Annotated in this window: 12 protein-coding genes, 2 tRNA genes and 1 pseudogene; 7 read left to right on the forward strand and 8 right to left on the reverse strand. The window is 51.6% G+C overall.

What is annotated here, in order from left to right:
* The first annotated feature begins 1060 nt into the window (after positions 1-1060).
* Positions 1061-1225: a Hok/Gef family protein gene (locus JQ822_RS19405; protein ID WP_213134837.1), complete on the forward strand. Its 165-nt coding sequence runs from the start codon at positions 1061-1063 to the stop codon at positions 1223-1225.
* On the opposite strand, the gene JQ822_RS19410 is transcribed toward JQ822_RS19405, so the two are convergent.
* Entirely contained in the window at positions 1207-1977 is a 771-nt protein-coding gene (locus JQ822_RS19410) for a capsular polysaccharide synthesis protein (protein WP_213134838.1), read from the reverse strand. The genes JQ822_RS19405 and JQ822_RS19410 overlap by 19 nt on opposite strands.
* Before the next feature lie 132 nt (positions 1978-2109).
* Between JQ822_RS19410 and JQ822_RS19415 the strand changes: the two genes are divergently transcribed.
* The 5 genes and pseudogenes from JQ822_RS19415 (at position 2110) to JQ822_RS19435 (ending at position 4448) form a co-directional block, all read left to right on the forward strand.
* Positions 2110-2949: a cell envelope biogenesis protein OmpA gene (locus tag JQ822_RS19415; RefSeq protein ID WP_213134839.1), complete on the forward strand. Its 840-nt coding sequence runs from the start codon at positions 2110-2112 to the stop codon at positions 2947-2949.
* A gap of 74 nt (positions 2950-3023) precedes the next feature.
* Positions 3024-3290 (forward strand): annotated as a pseudogene (locus JQ822_RS19420) (tyrosine-type recombinase/integrase); the annotation flags it as partial.
* 149 nt (positions 3291-3439) lie between these two features.
* Positions 3440-3516: transfer RNA gene (locus tag JQ822_RS19425), tRNA-Val, on the forward strand.
* A 4-nt stretch (positions 3517-3520) separates the two neighbouring features.
* A tRNA-Val gene (locus JQ822_RS19430) sits at positions 3521-3597 on the forward strand.
* A gap of 128 nt (positions 3598-3725) precedes the next feature.
* Positions 3726-4448: a substrate-binding domain-containing protein gene (locus JQ822_RS19435; protein ID WP_213134841.1), complete on the forward strand. Its 723-nt coding sequence runs from the start codon at positions 3726-3728 to the stop codon at positions 4446-4448.
* On the opposite strand, the gene JQ822_RS19440 is transcribed toward JQ822_RS19435, so the two are convergent.
* The 4 genes from JQ822_RS19440 to puuE form a co-directional block, all read right to left on the reverse strand.
* Positions 4435-5187: an ABC transporter ATP-binding protein gene (locus tag JQ822_RS19440; RefSeq protein WP_213134842.1), complete on the reverse strand. Its 753-nt coding sequence runs from the start codon at positions 5185-5187 to the stop codon at positions 4435-4437. The genes JQ822_RS19435 and JQ822_RS19440 overlap by 14 nt on opposite strands.
* Entirely contained in the window at positions 5184-6188 is a 1005-nt protein-coding gene (locus JQ822_RS19445) for a FecCD family ABC transporter permease (protein ID WP_213134843.1), read from the reverse strand. Before JQ822_RS19445 ends, JQ822_RS19440 begins: the two co-directional genes overlap by 4 nt.
* Complete coding sequence (locus JQ822_RS19450; protein ID WP_213134844.1) at positions 6175-7230, reverse strand: ABC transporter substrate-binding protein; 1056 nt, start codon at positions 7228-7230, stop codon at positions 6175-6177. Before JQ822_RS19450 ends, JQ822_RS19445 begins: the two co-directional genes overlap by 14 nt.
* 186 nt (positions 7231-7416) lie before the next feature.
* Complete coding sequence (puuE, locus tag JQ822_RS19455; protein WP_213134845.1) at positions 7417-8682, reverse strand: 4-aminobutyrate transaminase; 1266 nt, start codon at positions 8680-8682, stop codon at positions 7417-7419.
* Between the two features lie 107 nt (positions 8683-8789).
* On the opposite strand from puuE, the gene pdxR reads away from it, so the two are divergent.
* Entirely contained in the window at positions 8790-10265 is a 1476-nt protein-coding gene (gene pdxR / locus JQ822_RS19460) for a MocR-like pyridoxine biosynthesis transcription factor PdxR (RefSeq protein ID WP_213134846.1), read from the forward strand.
* A 42-nt stretch (positions 10266-10307) separates the two neighbouring features.
* On the opposite strand, the gene JQ822_RS19465 is transcribed toward pdxR, so the two are convergent.
* The 3 genes from JQ822_RS19465 to JQ822_RS19475 form a co-directional block, all read right to left on the reverse strand.
* Entirely contained in the window at positions 10308-11516 is a 1209-nt protein-coding gene (locus JQ822_RS19465; RefSeq protein WP_213134847.1) for a cytochrome c, read from the reverse strand.
* A 3-nt stretch (positions 11517-11519) separates the two neighbouring features.
* Positions 11520-13412 carry an NAD(P)-binding protein gene (locus JQ822_RS19470; RefSeq protein ID WP_213134848.1) on the reverse strand — a complete coding sequence of 631 codons (1893 nt, stop codon included), beginning with the start codon at positions 13410-13412 and terminating at the stop codon, positions 11520-11522.
* A gap of 158 nt (positions 13413-13570) precedes the next feature.
* Positions 13571-14998: a gamma-aminobutyraldehyde dehydrogenase gene (locus tag JQ822_RS19475; protein ID WP_213134849.1), complete on the reverse strand. Its 1428-nt coding sequence runs from the start codon at positions 14996-14998 to the stop codon at positions 13571-13573.
* Positions 14999-15249 lie beyond the last annotated feature (251 nt).

The raw sequence follows: 15249 nt of genomic DNA on the forward strand, positions 1-15249 counted from the left end.
AGTCGTTTTATTATCGAGTTCGGTGACCGCCTGAGCGATCACCTTTAATACGATGGCAGTTACACAGGATTACTGACAGGCTCCTATCTTATTTTTGTAACTCATTATAAAAAGTTCGAAATCTCTTCTTTTTGCCTGCTCGCGCCCGTGCAGGCTTTTTTTATATCAACGAGAGTCCCCCTCAGTGTGGTAAAACCACTCCATAACCGCACAGGTCATTCAGTCCTCTCATTTACATATTCCCATAATTCATTTCCAGTCATAGTGCTTTTTCAGACTGCAAGTTGTTGTATACCTTGCCTGCATTCAAAATTGGGTGTTCTATTCTAACACCATTACACATGCCTTTTTTTCAACTAATTCTGGCGAAGTTTCAATATAAATTATTAGCTGTGGGGCAATAAAATTACATGCTTTCAATATTTTCTCTAGTTGCTTCAATGTATTCCTAAATCCATACCTTGCAAATTCATAACTGATGAGACTGAAGAAGGAGCGTTCTTGAATGGATTTAACATTATTGATTACTGAATATTGTATTTGCCTTTGACACTTCATCCTCATTAGCTTATAAAATGTATCCACCTACCCTAACTCATATCTTATTGCATATTTTCCTGCCAATGACTCTTTATTATTGATATCATAATTGGCCATATCAGTTCTGGGAAAAATCCATTACTGGTGTAGCTGCTGCGCAGTACGCGTAGTGGGGCCGGTTATCCACAGAATTAGGGGATGAACCCGGTATAACCTGTGCGGGACGTCAAGATAATGTCCGGGCGGTCAGACGCTCGATGCAGTCGCTGATAGCAAAATCGGCAGGTTTATCCTGCAGCAGCTGCACAATGTATTCCGAGAAGAGTGATAAAAATTGAGAGTTACCAAGGGCCTGTGGGTATACTGGCGACAGAGCTTGAGGCTATCTACCTCAGGCAATTGGGGGTAGATAGAGAAAAGCCCCGAAAGTTAACTTTCACATTAACCAACGAGGTCCTAATCCTACTTAGACAACTGGTTTATAACCTCAGAACGCTTAAATGCAACAAGGGGCCTGGCTATGCCAGGAAAGACCTTATTGTTTGGGCTTATCGTCATTTGCGTGACGGTCCGACGTTCGCTCTGCGAACTGGAGATTAAAGCAGGCGACGTTCAGGTCGTGGCACAGGTAGCCTACGAAGCCAACCTCGGAATTGAAATTAAATTTCAATCCGTCAGTAAATAACAGAGTAAACCACTCAGTGTATTGTTAGAGTCAATTACATCCTCTATAGACTTTCTTTTGAAATCATATGGGGTCCATGAATTATGCAGAGAGATAGCTCCAGCATTAGCTTTTTTTATTATTTCTTCTGGAGAAGTTATTTCTGAGCCGAACCAAAATTCAGTATATGCTTTGGAACTATCGACAGATGGTTTAAAAACAGATTCTATAATATTCCCACTACTTGAGCGATCAATGATCTCAAATTCTTCTTTATATCTTTCATCATTAAGAATATCTTTAATGATTGAATTGCCGACATAATCCCATTTTATGTATTTTGGTAAAACCTCCATTTTCTCTTTAATTATTTCATACCACCTAACCAAAATTGGGTTGTTTTTTTCCACACACCACATAATTGCAAGATGTATTGCATTTTTATCAGGATAACCAAAGGAATAAAACACATCCCTCCTTTTATCTAAAAAATAATGTGTAACATCTTTCGTCATAATTGTATCAGCGTCAATGAAAACACCTCCGAATTTGGAAAGCACAGCCACTGACACCACATCAGATTGCTGTGGCAATGATAGTTTGTTGAATGAATCCAGATCTATATCATCTGCTATATATTCGGAAATATTTTTTTCATTGATAACAATCAATTCAAAATTCGGAATGTATTTTTCCCATGTTTTAATACACATTCTTATATAAATTGGTGCTTGTTGATTGTTCTGGTTTACCCAGTATGTATAAATTTTCATAACCCTTACCTTTTGCGAGAAAAATGTCTACTTAGAGTTGTTCCCAAAAACAGTCATTTTGTATCAAAAAATGCTCATTCTTGTTGAACAAACAATGCTAAAACTCGTTAGACTTTTAAAGGAGAATAAATCATGAATTCTAACGTATTATTTGTTACAACGTTGTTGTTTACTACGACACCTTGCTTAGCTCAAGTATATGCAGGATATCCAGATATTCCCGCTGAAGCCATTGCATCAGGAACATCTGTTATAAATTACACGCCAGGGCCAGGAGTAGTTTCTCCAGAAAATACACCTTCATACGCATTAGGAAACCCGAATGATCAGGCTACGTCTTTAGGACGCGGAGGGAGTATTATTGTGACAATGGCGCCCATGGCACTCATTGGAGATACGACTTCAGCTGCAGACTTTTATGTTTATGAGTATAAAGTTTATAACTCATGGGACACATATGTGTCATCAGACAATAAAACATGGCTAAAAATTGACCCCGTGTCGTCCGAAGAAAACGGCACAGGTACAGTCAAAGGTTATGATGTTGATTCACTGGGAGCATCTCCCTATCCTTATATCAAATTAGTAGACACCAGTAATGAATCAGGAGCCAGTTCTGCGGGGGCTGATATTGACGGGATCGTGATTGCAAGCGCAAAACAATCAGCCGAATATAATATTGTGGATACTGATACCCGAAATGGAAAAGTCTTCAACCTGGAGCAGGAGAAAACATCAGGTGCAGTTGATGTAAAGATTATAGATAAAGCGAATGGCGTCATACATGTTCCATTCACTACAGATGACAGCCTGTCGCCAGTTGCATTGTCCGTACAAGGTAATTTCGACTGTGACGATGAAAAAGATCTAAACATTCTGGCAGTCAGAAAGAGTGATGGGGTAGCAGTTAACATCATCAAAGATATATCAGGCAACGACATCAGAACAATCGATAATTCTGTGATAAATTAAATTCCACTCATATTAACGTGATATTAGCGATTGTATATCAGCTGGAGAATAACATCACACCTACGTTTGGCGATATTCCATACAGCTGGGAAAGCGGCATGAAACGGGCAGGCGTTAGAGTGAAAGATCCTTATCAATCTCGCCATACATATGCCTGCTGGCTACTGTCATCAGGTGCTAACCCATCGTTCATTGCCAGTCAGATGGGGCATGAGAATGCAAAGATGGTCTATGAGGTTTATTCGAAGTGGATCAGCGAAATGAATGCGGATCAGGTAAGCATGCTGAACAGCAGGATGCCGACCAAAATGCCCCCATTATGCCCCCAGCGCACAGCCTGAATAAAAAACACGCTGCAAAATCAACAAAATATAATCAACTTGCTTAATTACTCTGCAANCGCGTGAAAACATGCAGAAAAATACCATTTCCCTCTTGCCTCATTCGGTCTGTGCCGCTAATATTCGTCCCCGTTGTCACCTAAAACGTTGCGTTCATAGCTCAGTTGGTTAGAGCACCACCTTGACATGGTGGGGGTCGTTGGTTCGAGTCCAATTGAACGCACCATTTTGCGTCCGTAGCTCAGTTGGTTAGAGCACCACCTTGACATGGTGGGGGTCGGTGGTTCGAGTCCACTCGGACGCACCATTTCATATCTCTTTGAATTGGTGCTTATTCTCTCTTTTTCCCTTCACAATTTTCAGATACCCGGGCAAAATCTAAACGTTTTCGTCTCGTACCCTGTTGTTTTTTCCCTATGAAGGATCCAAAGCACGATGTCATCTCCTGTCACGCTCTTCGCTGCTGGCAGTTTACGGCTGCCCTTTACCCCGTTGATAAACCAGTTCACGCGTCTTAGCGGAATAGACGTTTGTGTAGAATACGGCCCGGCCGGATTATTACGCGAACGAATAGAAGCAGGCGAGCCTTGCGCATTGTTTGCCTCAGCTAATCGGGCGCATCCGCAGCAGTTGCTGGCATGTGGTCAGGCGGTATCCGCGCAAACCTTTTGCTGGAATCAACTCAGTCTCACTACCCGCAAAACCGGCGAATGGCTGGAATTACTGCGAGATCCAACCCTGTGTATTGGAACCTCAACACCCGGCTGCGACCCTTCCGGCGATTATACCTGGGTATTTTTCGACAATCTGGATGTGCTCGAGCCCGGCCTGGGACAACGCCTGCGTGAACGCGCCATTCCGCTGGTCGGCGGTCGCGACACGCTCAGCGTGCCAAAAGGTGAACTGGCCAGCGCATGGATTATTCGCCAGGGGCTGGCGGATCTGTTTATTGGCTACGCACACTATGCAAAAACGCTTGCCGGACAGCCCGATATTCGCTACGTGACGATCCCCACGGAACATAACGTTCGCTGCGAGTATCAGCTGGCGGTGCTCGAGGCGTCTAACAACGTCATGGCGTTAGTTGATTTTATCCTTGCGCGCGAGGGACAAGAATTTTTGACCGCCGCCGGTTTTGAACCGCTTACCGTCGGATAGTAAACAACGGCGCAATAAACGGCGTCTGGTGGGGTTCCACGCTGAATTTTCGCAGCGGTAAACCATACGCCTGGAACAAATTATCTTCCGTCACAATATCCTGCGTTGCCCCCGCCAGCCATCTCCCCTGCGGCAAAAGCAGCAGCGTATGACTGGCTATCTGTAACGCATGCAGCGGATCGTGAGTCGAAAAAAGAATGCTGCAGCCCTGGCGATACGCCAGATCGCTAATAAGCTGCAGCACCACCTGCTGATTGGCTAAATCCAGCGCGGAACAGGGTTCATCGAGCAGAAGCGTCTGACAATCCGTAACCAACGCCCGGGCGATCATCACCAACTGTTGCTGCCCACCGGAAAGCGAACTAAAGGTACTGGACGCAAGATGCGCAATATTGAGCTGCTCCAGCGCCTGCGCCGCCCGCGTTTTATCCTGCAGGCCAGGTTGCGCAAACAACTTCACATGCTGCGCGCGTCCCATCAGCACGACGTCGCTTACGGTATAGGGAAACGGCAAATGCGTATGCTGCGCCACAATCCCGATCCCACCGTCACTGTGTATACTCCCGCCAAGCGGCGGTAGCGTACCGGTCAGCGTATCCAGCAGCGTGCTTTTCCCCAGACCGTTACGCCCAAGCACGGCCCAGATATCGCCCTTCTCACAACGGAACGTGAGCGGTGCGAACAACGGCGTCTGGTAGCCATACTCCAGTTGATTTACGTTAAGTGCGGCACATGTCATCGTTTTCCCCTGCGGCTGGACTGAATAAGCAAAAAGGCAAACAGCGGCGCACCGAGCAATGCGGTGATGATCCCCAGCGGAATTTCGGCATGCAATAACGTACGGGCAATATCATCAACCGCAATCATAAAGCCACCGCCCAGCCAGAAGGCACAGGGCAGCAATCGTCGGTGATCAACCCCCACCAGCAGGCGCGCCAGATGCGGGATCACCAGGCCAACCCAGGCAATACTGCCGCTGACGGCGACCTGCGCGGCAACCAGTAATGCACAACACAGCAACACGCTACGCCGCAGAGGAACGACCGCCACCCCGAGCGCTTTGGCGTCTTTATCATTGAGCGATAACAGGTTGATTCGCCAACGCAACCGGTACAACACCGTGGCCGCGATGCCAACCGGAACCGCCAGCAGCCACACTTTATGCCAGTTGGCGGTGGCAAAACTGCCCAGCAGCCAGAACACGATGTTGGGTAACGTCTCTTCGGTGTCGGCCTGGTATTGCATCAGGCTAACCAGCGCGGCAAAAAAACCGCTCAAAATGATGCCAGAGAGGATCAGCACCAGCGTGTTCTCCAGCCCCTGCAACGCGGCAATGGCGTACACCAGAATTAATGCCGCCAGACCAAAGAAGAACGTGGACCCCATCATCAGGAAGGGGTCCAGCCCAAGCAAAATCGCCAGCGTGCCGCCAAATGCTGAACCGGAGGTCACTCCAATAATATGCGGATCGACCAGCGGGTTATGAAACACCCCTTGCAGCGTGGCTCCGCACAACCCCAGCGCCCCACCCGCCAGCAGCGCTATCAGAATACGCGGGAGCCTGACGGTCCAGACAATCTGGTGCGCCATACCCTGCGTGTCTGCATAATGGCTCAACTGATAAAACACATCGCGCAGCGACAGCGGATATTGCCCAACACACAGCGATCCCACGCCCAGCAGCAATACCACCGCAATGAGCATCGATTGCAGGGGAAAAGCGCGATTACTTACCGGCATCAGGCTGCCAGTTCACACGATAAAAACGCTGGTAGTAATCCTGCGCCTGCGCATCAACATCGACGTTTTTATAAGCATCCGGATAGAGTTTTTTCGCCATCCAGAGTTCACCAATCGCCAGCGCTTCCGGCATCGGATACCCCCAGGCTTTGACGTATTCCGGCATCAACCAGACACGGTGATTTTTCACCGCGTCAATGCCCTGCCAGTTGGGATCGTTCAGGATTTCCGTCACCACCTGCGGGTAGCGATCCTGGACAAAAATTACCTGCGGATCCCACGCTAATACCTGCTCCAGCGAAACCTGTCGCGCGCCTTTAACGCTCGCCGCCGCCACGTTCAGCCCACCAGCATGCTGCATCATCAGCCCCGTGTACTTACCGGAGCCATAGGTCATGAGATCGGGGTTCGCCATATAAATACGGACTTTTTGCGCCTGTGGAATAGCCGCCACCGGCGCATTGAATTTTGCTCTGGCCGCGAAAACGTAGTCGATCAGCGTTTCAGCCTGCGGTTTGCGCCCCACCACATCGGCAATCAGGCGAATCCCTTGCTTTAACCCGTCGTTATAGGCCTGCTCTTCGTCAGCCATGGCTGGGTTCATTTTGTTCTGCTGTCCCGCAGCATCCTGGCGCAATGAGATAGCCACCACCGGGATGCCAGCATTCTGAATCTGTTGGATCATCTCAGCGGGCGCATAGTTGGCAACAAACACCACCTGCGGGTGAATCGCCAGCAGGCTTTCGATATTCACGCTGGTGAGATCGCCCGGTGTCGGCAATGCGGCAATCGTTGGCATAAAGCGGGCGAACTCGGGCCCAAGCTGTTTTTTCCAGCTCGACATCACGCCGACAACATCCTGCGCGGCGTCCAGTTGAACCAGAATATTCAGGGTCTGGTGTTGCAGCACTACCACCTTGTCGATGTGGTCTGGAATCGTGACCTGGCGACCGAGCTGATCGGTAATCGTGCGATCTGCCTGCGCTGAAAACGCAAAGAACATGCTGGCGCATACCAGCACAAAAGAACGAAGAGTTAACATAGATACCATCTGGGAAGGAGGAAAAACGATATGCATTTAATTATATAACGACGTGACTGGCAACGCATTTCCAATAAATCCGGTTAATCTACCGGGGAAGATCAATTTACGCTGAAAAACAGGTGGGAAAAGAAAAGCCGACGATGCGAGTGACCGTCGGCCCGAGTTGATACTATGCGCTCACTCTCACGATTTCGTGACAGATTTAATAATATCCAGCGCTTTTACAAACTGATCTTGCGGAATGGTCAGCGGGTACAGGAAACGGATCACGTTGCCGTACTGGCCGCAGGTTAGCAGCAGCAGCCCCTGCTCCAGGGCTTTCTTCTGCACGCGCTGCGCCGTTGCTGCAGATGGCTCTCCCGTGGCAGCATCACAAAACTCAGCGGCGATCATAGAACCGAGCCCACGCACCTCAGCCAGTTCCGGACACCACGCACGGGCATCGTTCAACACGGCGCGCAGTTGTTCACCCAGTGCCGCCGCCCGCTGGCACAGTTGTTCGTCATGAATAATATCGAGCACCGCATGAGCCGCCGCCACGGCTAACGGGTTCCCGGCGTAGGTACCGCCCAGACCACCCGGCGCGGGGGCATCCATAATTTCGGCTTTACCCACCACGCCGGACAGCGGCATGCCGCCCGCCAGGCTTTTCGCCATGGTCATCAGATCCGCTTTGTGCGTGTAATGGTCCATGGCAAACAGTTCACCGGTGCGGGCAAAACCGCTCTGGACTTCATCAGCAATCATCACAATACCGTGCTCGTCGCAGATACGGCGAATGGCGGCAACGAACTCAGGCGGAGCCACAACAAAGCCCCCCTCACCCTGGACGGGTTCAAAGATAATCGCGGCGACCTGGCCCGGATCGATATCGGCTTTAAACAGGCGCTCGATGGCTTTTACCGAATCCTCAGTGGTTATGCCCTGCAACGCAGAAGGATACGGCGCATGGTAAACGGAGCCAGGGAACGGCCCGAATCCTTTTTTATACGGTGCGACCTTACCGGTCAACGCCATCGTCATGTATGTACGACCATGAAAACCACCGCCAAACGCAATCACGCCTGGACGACCGGTGTGAGCACGGGCAATTTTCACCGCGTTTTCTACGGCTTCTGCGCCAGTCGTGAAGAACGTGGTTTTACGCAAACCGTCAATCGGCGCAACCGCATTGATTTTCTCCGCCAGCGAGACATAGCTTTCGTACGGGACAATTTGATACGCCGTGTGGGTAAAGGCCTGAAGTTGCGCTTCAACGGCCTGCACCATGCGAGGGTGGCGGTGTCCGGTATTCAGTACGGCAATCCCGGCAGCGAAATCAATATACTGATTGCCTTCAATATCGGTAATGGTGCTGTTTTCTGCCGACTGGGCGAAAAAGTCACACATCACACCGACGCCACGCGGGGTGGCATCCAGACGACGTTGTTGCAGGTTTTTATTGTTCATTCTCTACACCTTGTCCATAAACACATTCAGGGTTGAATTACCCTTTAAATTTAGACGCCATCTGGTACTTTAATCGAGAGCCAAATCGTTTTATTTTAAGGATCCAAATGCGTTCACTTGCCGGAGATGTGATCAAGCATGCATTTAGCCAGCAAGCCGACGAGAAACTGCACCGGCGTTTGTATGCCGCCATCTGCAGCTGCATTCTTGAAGGTAACCTGAAACCCGCCACCCGCATGCCGCCTTCGCGCGATCTGGCGGGTGAACTGACGTTATCGCGCAATACCGTTCTGCGGGTGTATGAGCAACTTCAGGCTGAAGGATATATTTCTGCACGCACCAGCAGCGGCACATTTGTCACCGACAGCGTGCTGGACAATCTCGCGCTGCGCCCCGACAAGAAAACCTCGCCTCCTGCACAGGAAGACCGCACCAGCTTGTCCGCCCGTTGCCTTGAGTTACTCGGTAACGCCAGCGCCAGCCCGCGCCAGTGGGGCGCGTTTATCCCGGGCGTTCCGGATGTGCAACATTTTCCCCACCGCACGCTTAAAAAAATCCAGGACCGACTGGCAAGACGCCTGCGACCAGAGCTTCTCACCTATGATGCGGCGGGTGGCGACAGTGAACTAAAAGCAGCGCTGGCGGATTATCTGCGTACCGCACGCGGCGTCAGGTGCTCTTCGGAGCAGATCCTGATCACCGAAGGCATCCATCAGGCGCTGGATTTGGTGACCCGTACTCTGTGTAACCCTGGCGATCATGCCTGGATTGAAGAACCTGGCTACTGGGGAATCAAAAATATCCTGCGCATTAACGCGGTTAATTTCTCGGCCATTGCGGTTGATGAACAGGGCATGGTGCCACCGGCGTCGTCTGAAGCCGCTCCGACGCTGATTTTTGTGACACCGTCACATCAGTACCCGCTTGGGTCGGTGATGAGCCTGAGCCGGCGACGGCAGCTGCTGTTTCGCGCACGTGAGACACACAGCTGGATAGTCGAAGATGATTACGACAGCGAGTTTCGCTTTTCAGGTCAACCTATTCCTTCACTGCAAGGACTGGAAGAAGAGAGTCCGGTTATCTACATCGGCACGTTCAGTAAAACGCTCTACCCCGCACTCCGACTCGGGTACGTCGTGCTGCCCAAACCGCTTGCCGCACCGCTGAAAAAAGTCCATAACGACCTCTATCGCGGCGGACACCTGCTGATTCAGGCCGCGCTGGCGGAGTTTATCCGCGAGGGCTACTACGCCGCGCACATCCGTAAAATGCGCCAGTTGTACAGCCGCCGTCGCCAGACGCTGGTAGAACTGATCGTCACGCAACTCGGGGAGGCGTATCTGGGACCGTTCAACAGCAACGCCGGACTGCATCTGATTTTACAGCTGCCAGCCCATGCCGACGACAGCACAATTGCGCAGCTGGCGAATACGGAAGGATTATTGGTACGACCGCTTTCACGTTACTACGTCAACGAAGAGAAACGCAGCGGCCTGTTGCTGGGATTTGCCAGCATTGAAGAGCATGAGATGGCGGCGGCATTTACCCGACTGGCGGGTATCATCAAAGCAAACGCGGGATAAACGTTGCCGGATGCGCTGCAAGCGCCGCATCCGGCATGACGCTTAGTGTGTGGCAGGTTTAAGCCCGGCAAGCTCCTCCTGGCTGACCTCGCCATTGCCTTCACCCCAGATTTGGCGCACATAGTTGATCACATCGCGCATCTCGCCCTCGCTCAGCACTCCGTTATACGCCGGCATCTTAAACGCAACGTTGCCCCGCGTGGTCGGCGTTTCCGCGCCCTGCGAAATCACTCTGAACAGCGGGGTCGGATCGTCAACCATCACCAACGGATTGTTGATAAGTGAAGGCGCGTTGTTATCCGTCCCTTTGCCTTCCAGACCGTGACAGGTTGAACAATAGCGGTTGTAGACAACTTTTCCCGCCTGCGGAGAATTCGACCAGGAGGCCGTGGTAGCCGCCGCACGCGTCGGCTCCGCCTGGCTACTTTTCAGGCTCAGCAGATACTGCGCAATCGCTGTCGCATCGTCATCCGTCAGGTACTGCGTACTCTGACTGACGACTTCAGCCATCGACCCCGACACCGCAGCATGCTTGCTTTTGCCGGTCAGTAACAGCGTGGTTAATTCCTGCTCAGACATCCCGGTGCCCCTGAGAGATGGCGCATACCAGCCGTCAATCATCGCACCGCTGAGGTACGCCGCATCAGCATGGGTGTAGGCTTTCTCGTTCATCGCCATACCCCTCGGGGTATGACAGGAGCCACAGTGACCAGGACCTTCAACCAGATAAGCGCCCCGTTTTATCAACGCAGCATTATCATCCGTTTTCGCGCTATCAGTTGCCGTCGCTGGCGTGTCAGTAAATAGCCAGTTCCAGATATGCAGCGGCCAGCGGGCTGAGAAAAGCCACGGAATGCCATTCTCTTTATTCGGTGTCGCCGACGGCGTGACATCATGCATAAAATAGCGATACAGCGCCTGAACATCCTCGTCAGAGAGCTTTGCATAAGACGGATATGGCATTGCCGGGTAAAGCGGATGACCATCTTTGGCAATGCCCTGACGCACCGCTTTTTCAAAATCCTCGTAAGAATAGTTGCCAATTCCGTGGGTTTTGTCCGGGGTAATATTCGTCGAGAAAATATCCCCTACCGGCGTGGGAAACATTTTGCCCCCTGCCATCACGTCTCCACCCTCGGCGGTGTGACAGGCTACGCAGTCTGAAATTCTGGCGATGTACTCACCGTTAGCGTCAGCGGCACAAACCGTCGCGCTAAACAGGCAGGCGATAAGAACGGTTACATTACGCATAGATCACCCCATATCCTTGAGTTCATTAACCGCACGCCATGCCTGATCAATAGCCGCATGCGCATAAGCGCTCCAGTCGGCATCCGAGTTAGCAATCGCAATTCGACCGATGGGCTTGCGCGCCCGCTCGACGACCTTGTCCATGTTGTCCATATCATCGAACAGTGGGTTGGCGTAGTAGGCATAGCCATGCGCCCAGCGGTTAACCGTAATGGCGGAGATATCCCGTTGATTATCAAAACCTGTCGTTCCAAACATCTCCTGCAACTGGCCGCGGATCATCTCTTCATGCGCGGCAAACGTCGTGCCCAGCAGATAGGCCCGTCCAAGGCGAAATTGCTCTCTCGCCGGTAAGTTACTGCCCGGATAGGTCGGCACATAAACCATATGAATCACCATTGGATCGTCCGGTGTTGCCGGGTGCTGATACCCGCCAATGCTGACCGGATAGTCGAGCTTAATTCGACTGTACGGTGCGGCCGGTGAATAAAACTCATGCACGCCGAGCTGCCTGAACGCCTGCCAGTTTTTCACCACCACGTTGGTGTACACCAGCGGCGCCTTCACGTTCAGCTTGAGATCCGCCTGCTGCTGCTCGGGCGTTTCCGGCACCAGGTACGGGATCATCATGTTATAACCCGCCATAATGGCGTTCTTGCCGCGCACACGATGCAGTTTTCCGTCCCGCAGGTAGGTCACAGCCACGCCATCCGACTCGTTAGCCGCATTAATCACGGTACTGTTCAGGCGCAAACGCGTGGTATTTTCCGGCAGATCCAGTTTTTCGTAATGCAGTCTGGCGAGGACAGAATCCTCCATGGTATTGCCCGGTAGCGCGTCTGGCAGCATATATCTGACCATGATTCGCGCCAGGCCCGCGTTGCCGTCGGGGAAGTGATAAACATACGGCTCCTCGAGGTCGGCCAGCGACTCGCCGTCCAGCGGCGGCAGCCCTAACGCCTCCATACCCGGTAAGGCGCATGCCCGGGCATCACTACACGAAATACCTTCAATGCCGATAGCAAAGAAATCGTTGGAGCGCTGCTGGAAGTAAAGCAGCGCCATTTTGCTTAAACCGACTTTTGTGGCGAGGAATTCACTGTAGCTGTGGGTGTCCAGCCACTCGGTTTTCTCCTCGACCGTCATACCTGGGAGGTAGTCGCCAGGGCGCACGTGCAGTTCAATAAGCGCCTTTCGGTCGCTCTCGCTCAACGGAAAGTCATTAATAAAATCTTCGATATTCCGACCATTGAGTCGGTTCGGTGGAATATCGTCGGAGACCGCGCGACCGGGGTCGCCGCTGACTATTTTGGTCTCACCAAAATTCTTTTTGTCGAAAAAGACGCCGCGACTGAGCTGCCAGTCGGGATAGAAGTTAACGTCAAAACTCTCTTTCAGCCTGGTGGCGCTGACCCCGAGTGTTTCCATCAGCGTTTGCACTTCCGGGCTGAAATTGTGCGCCGGAGACTGGAATGACTCGCTGCCGCCATAGCCGATCAGTTTTTTTCCCGCCGCGCTAAATTCGTTACGTTTGGCGTGACCACCAAAATCGTCATGGTTATCGAGGATCAGAATCTTGGTGTTTTGCCCGGCGAGTTGACGCCAGAAACATCCGGCCGCCAGTCCGCTGATGCCACCCCCGACGATCACCAGGTCGTACTCTTCTTCAACGGGAAGCGCGGTTAAATCAAATTTCTTATGCTCACGGCCCAACGCATGCGCCATTTCAAACGATCCGGGATGGTTACCTCGCAGACCCGTCAAGCCGGGCGGATAATAACTTCCATCAATAAATTCGTACCCCTTTCCTGCCGCCCTGACCAAATCCAGAGGGGTCAGCCCCGCGGCGATGGTGACCGCCACACCGTTGAGAAAATCACGTCGGGTAATTGCCATTAACTTTATTCCTTATTGCTACGCACTGCCCTTAATACGACCAAATAAGAGATATACCCCTTCATCTTAATAAAGGGGTACAGCCGACGACTTCACTGGCTTTAACTCTTCATCCCGTTTTTTAGAATCATAGTAATTGGTTAGCTTCCTGCTACCCGCTATTCAGCGATATCGCACATGATATGTTTCACTCGGGTGTACTCATCGAGTGAATAGGAGGAGAGATCTTTACCGTAGCCGGATTTCTTGAACCCGCCGTGCGGCATTTCAGCGCATAGCGGGATATGGTTGTTGATCCACACAGTGCCAAAATCGAGGTCAATGCAAAAGCGCTGCGCACGGGCGTGGCTGCTGGTCCAGACGCTCGCCGCCAGGCCATACTCCACGTCATTGGCCTTGTGTAACGCGTCTTCGTCTGTAGAAAATGTTTGAATGGTCATTACCGGGCCAAACACTTCATGCTGAATAGCTTCGTCATGCTGATGCAGGCCGGAGATGATTGTCGGCTCAAAGTAGAAACCTGGTCCTGAACCTGCTCTTCCGCCGGTTTCGATTTTTGCATGCGCGGGTAAACGCGCAATAAAACCTTGCACCTGCTCAAGTTGATTTCTGCTGTTCAACGCGCCATACAGCGCATCCTGGTCCTGCGGGGGACCGAATTTGATGCGCTTCGTTTTGTGGATCAGTTTTTCCAGGAACTCGGCATAAACGGACTGCTCCACGAGAATTCGCGTGGCGGCCGTGCAGTCTTGCCCGGCATTGAAAAAACCTGCGGTGGTGATCGTCTCAACCGCCTTATCCATATTCGCATCGGCAAACACCACGGCAGGTGCTTTGCCACCCAACTCCAGGTGGGCTTTGGTCAGGTTCGCCGCCGCCGAAGCCGCCACCTGCAAACCGGCACGTACCGAGCCGGTAATCGAAACCAGCGAGGCTGCCGGATTTGACACCACCAGCGAACCGGTATTGGCTTTCCCCAGCACCACGTTAAATGCTCCTCTCGGAAACAGCGGCGCGGCCAGTTCTGCCAGCAGCAGCGTGCTGATCGGCGTGGTGTCACTCGGTTTAAGTACCACCGTATTTCCTGCCGCCAGCGCGGGAGCAATCTTCCACACCGCCATCATAAACGGGTAATTCCACGGCGTGACTTGCCCAACAATGCCCAGCGGTTCACGGCGGATGATTGAGGTAAACCCGGCGGAGTACTCACCGGCGGCCTTCCCTTCAAGGCAGCGCGCGGCACCGGCAAAAAAGCGGATGGCATCGCAGGATGCCGCGATCTCCTCTTTCTCAATAAAATGGCGCAGCTGACCGGTTTCCTGACTCTGGGCGTTTACCAGCCGTTCTACATTGCGTTCGATTTCATCTGCCAGCGCCAGAAGCGCCTTTTGCCGCTGCGCGGGCGTTGATTTTTTCCAGATACTGAACGCTGCCGCGGCGGCCGAGTAGGCCTGATCCACTTCCGCTTTCCCCCCGTTGGGTGACAAAGCGTACGTTTCCCCCTCTACCGGGCTCACCAGTTCAAACGTATCTTCAGTGCTGCCCGCCACATATTGTCCGTTGATAAAATGCTTCAGGGTTTTCATGACTGTCTCCTGCCTGTTAATACATAAAGAATCTTATGTAATATATATATTGTAAAATTTTTTCAAATACGCAACATTGACAGTATGATAAACCTCGCACTTTTAACTTAAATGTTACATTTTAAGTGTAAGGTTTTTCATCGCCGCTGACGCGGCGTGCACAGCAGACAATCACGCTATCGGGACACACATCCGTCTGGGCAACCGTATTGCGCGCAGGCATGTAAAATAACGCGACTATTCTGACCTTC

The sequence above is a fragment of the Citrobacter sp. FP75 genome (genome assembly GCF_018342065.1).
Lineage (GTDB): Bacteria > Pseudomonadota > Gammaproteobacteria > Enterobacterales > Enterobacteriaceae > Citrobacter.

Coding starts and splice junctions, on each gene's coding strand:
- JQ822_RS19405 (WP_213134837.1), top strand. CDS start 1,061: ATGCCAGGAAAGACCTTATTGTTTGGGCTTATCGTCATTTGCGTGACG.
- JQ822_RS19410 (WP_213134838.1), bottom strand. CDS start 1,977: ATGAAAATTTATACATACTGGGTAAACCAGAACAATCAACAAGCACCA.
- JQ822_RS19415 (WP_213134839.1), top strand. CDS start 2,110: ATGAATTCTAACGTATTATTTGTTACAACGTTGTTGTTTACTACGACA.
- JQ822_RS19435 (WP_213134841.1), top strand. CDS start 3,726: ATGTCATCTCCTGTCACGCTCTTCGCTGCTGGCAGTTTACGGCTGCCC.
- JQ822_RS19440 (WP_213134842.1), bottom strand. CDS start 5,187: ATGACATGTGCCGCACTTAACGTAAATCAACTGGAGTATGGCTACCAG.
- JQ822_RS19445 (WP_213134843.1), bottom strand. CDS start 6,188: ATGCCGGTAAGTAATCGCGCTTTTCCCCTGCAATCGATGCTCATTGCG.
- JQ822_RS19450 (WP_213134844.1), bottom strand. CDS start 7,230: ATGTTAACTCTTCGTTCTTTTGTGCTGGTATGCGCCAGCATGTTCTTT.
- puuE (WP_213134845.1), bottom strand. CDS start 8,682: ATGAACAATAAAAACCTGCAACAACGTCGTCTGGATGCCACCCCGCGT.
- pdxR (WP_213134846.1), top strand. CDS start 8,790: ATGCGTTCACTTGCCGGAGATGTGATCAAGCATGCATTTAGCCAGCAA.
- JQ822_RS19465 (WP_213134847.1), bottom strand. CDS start 11,516: ATGCGTAATGTAACCGTTCTTATCGCCTGCCTGTTTAGCGCGACGGTT.
- JQ822_RS19470 (WP_213134848.1), bottom strand. CDS start 13,412: ATGGCAATTACCCGACGTGATTTTCTCAACGGTGTGGCGGTCACCATC.
- JQ822_RS19475 (WP_213134849.1), bottom strand. CDS start 14,998: ATGAAAACCCTGAAGCATTTTATCAACGGACAATATGTGGCGGGCAGC.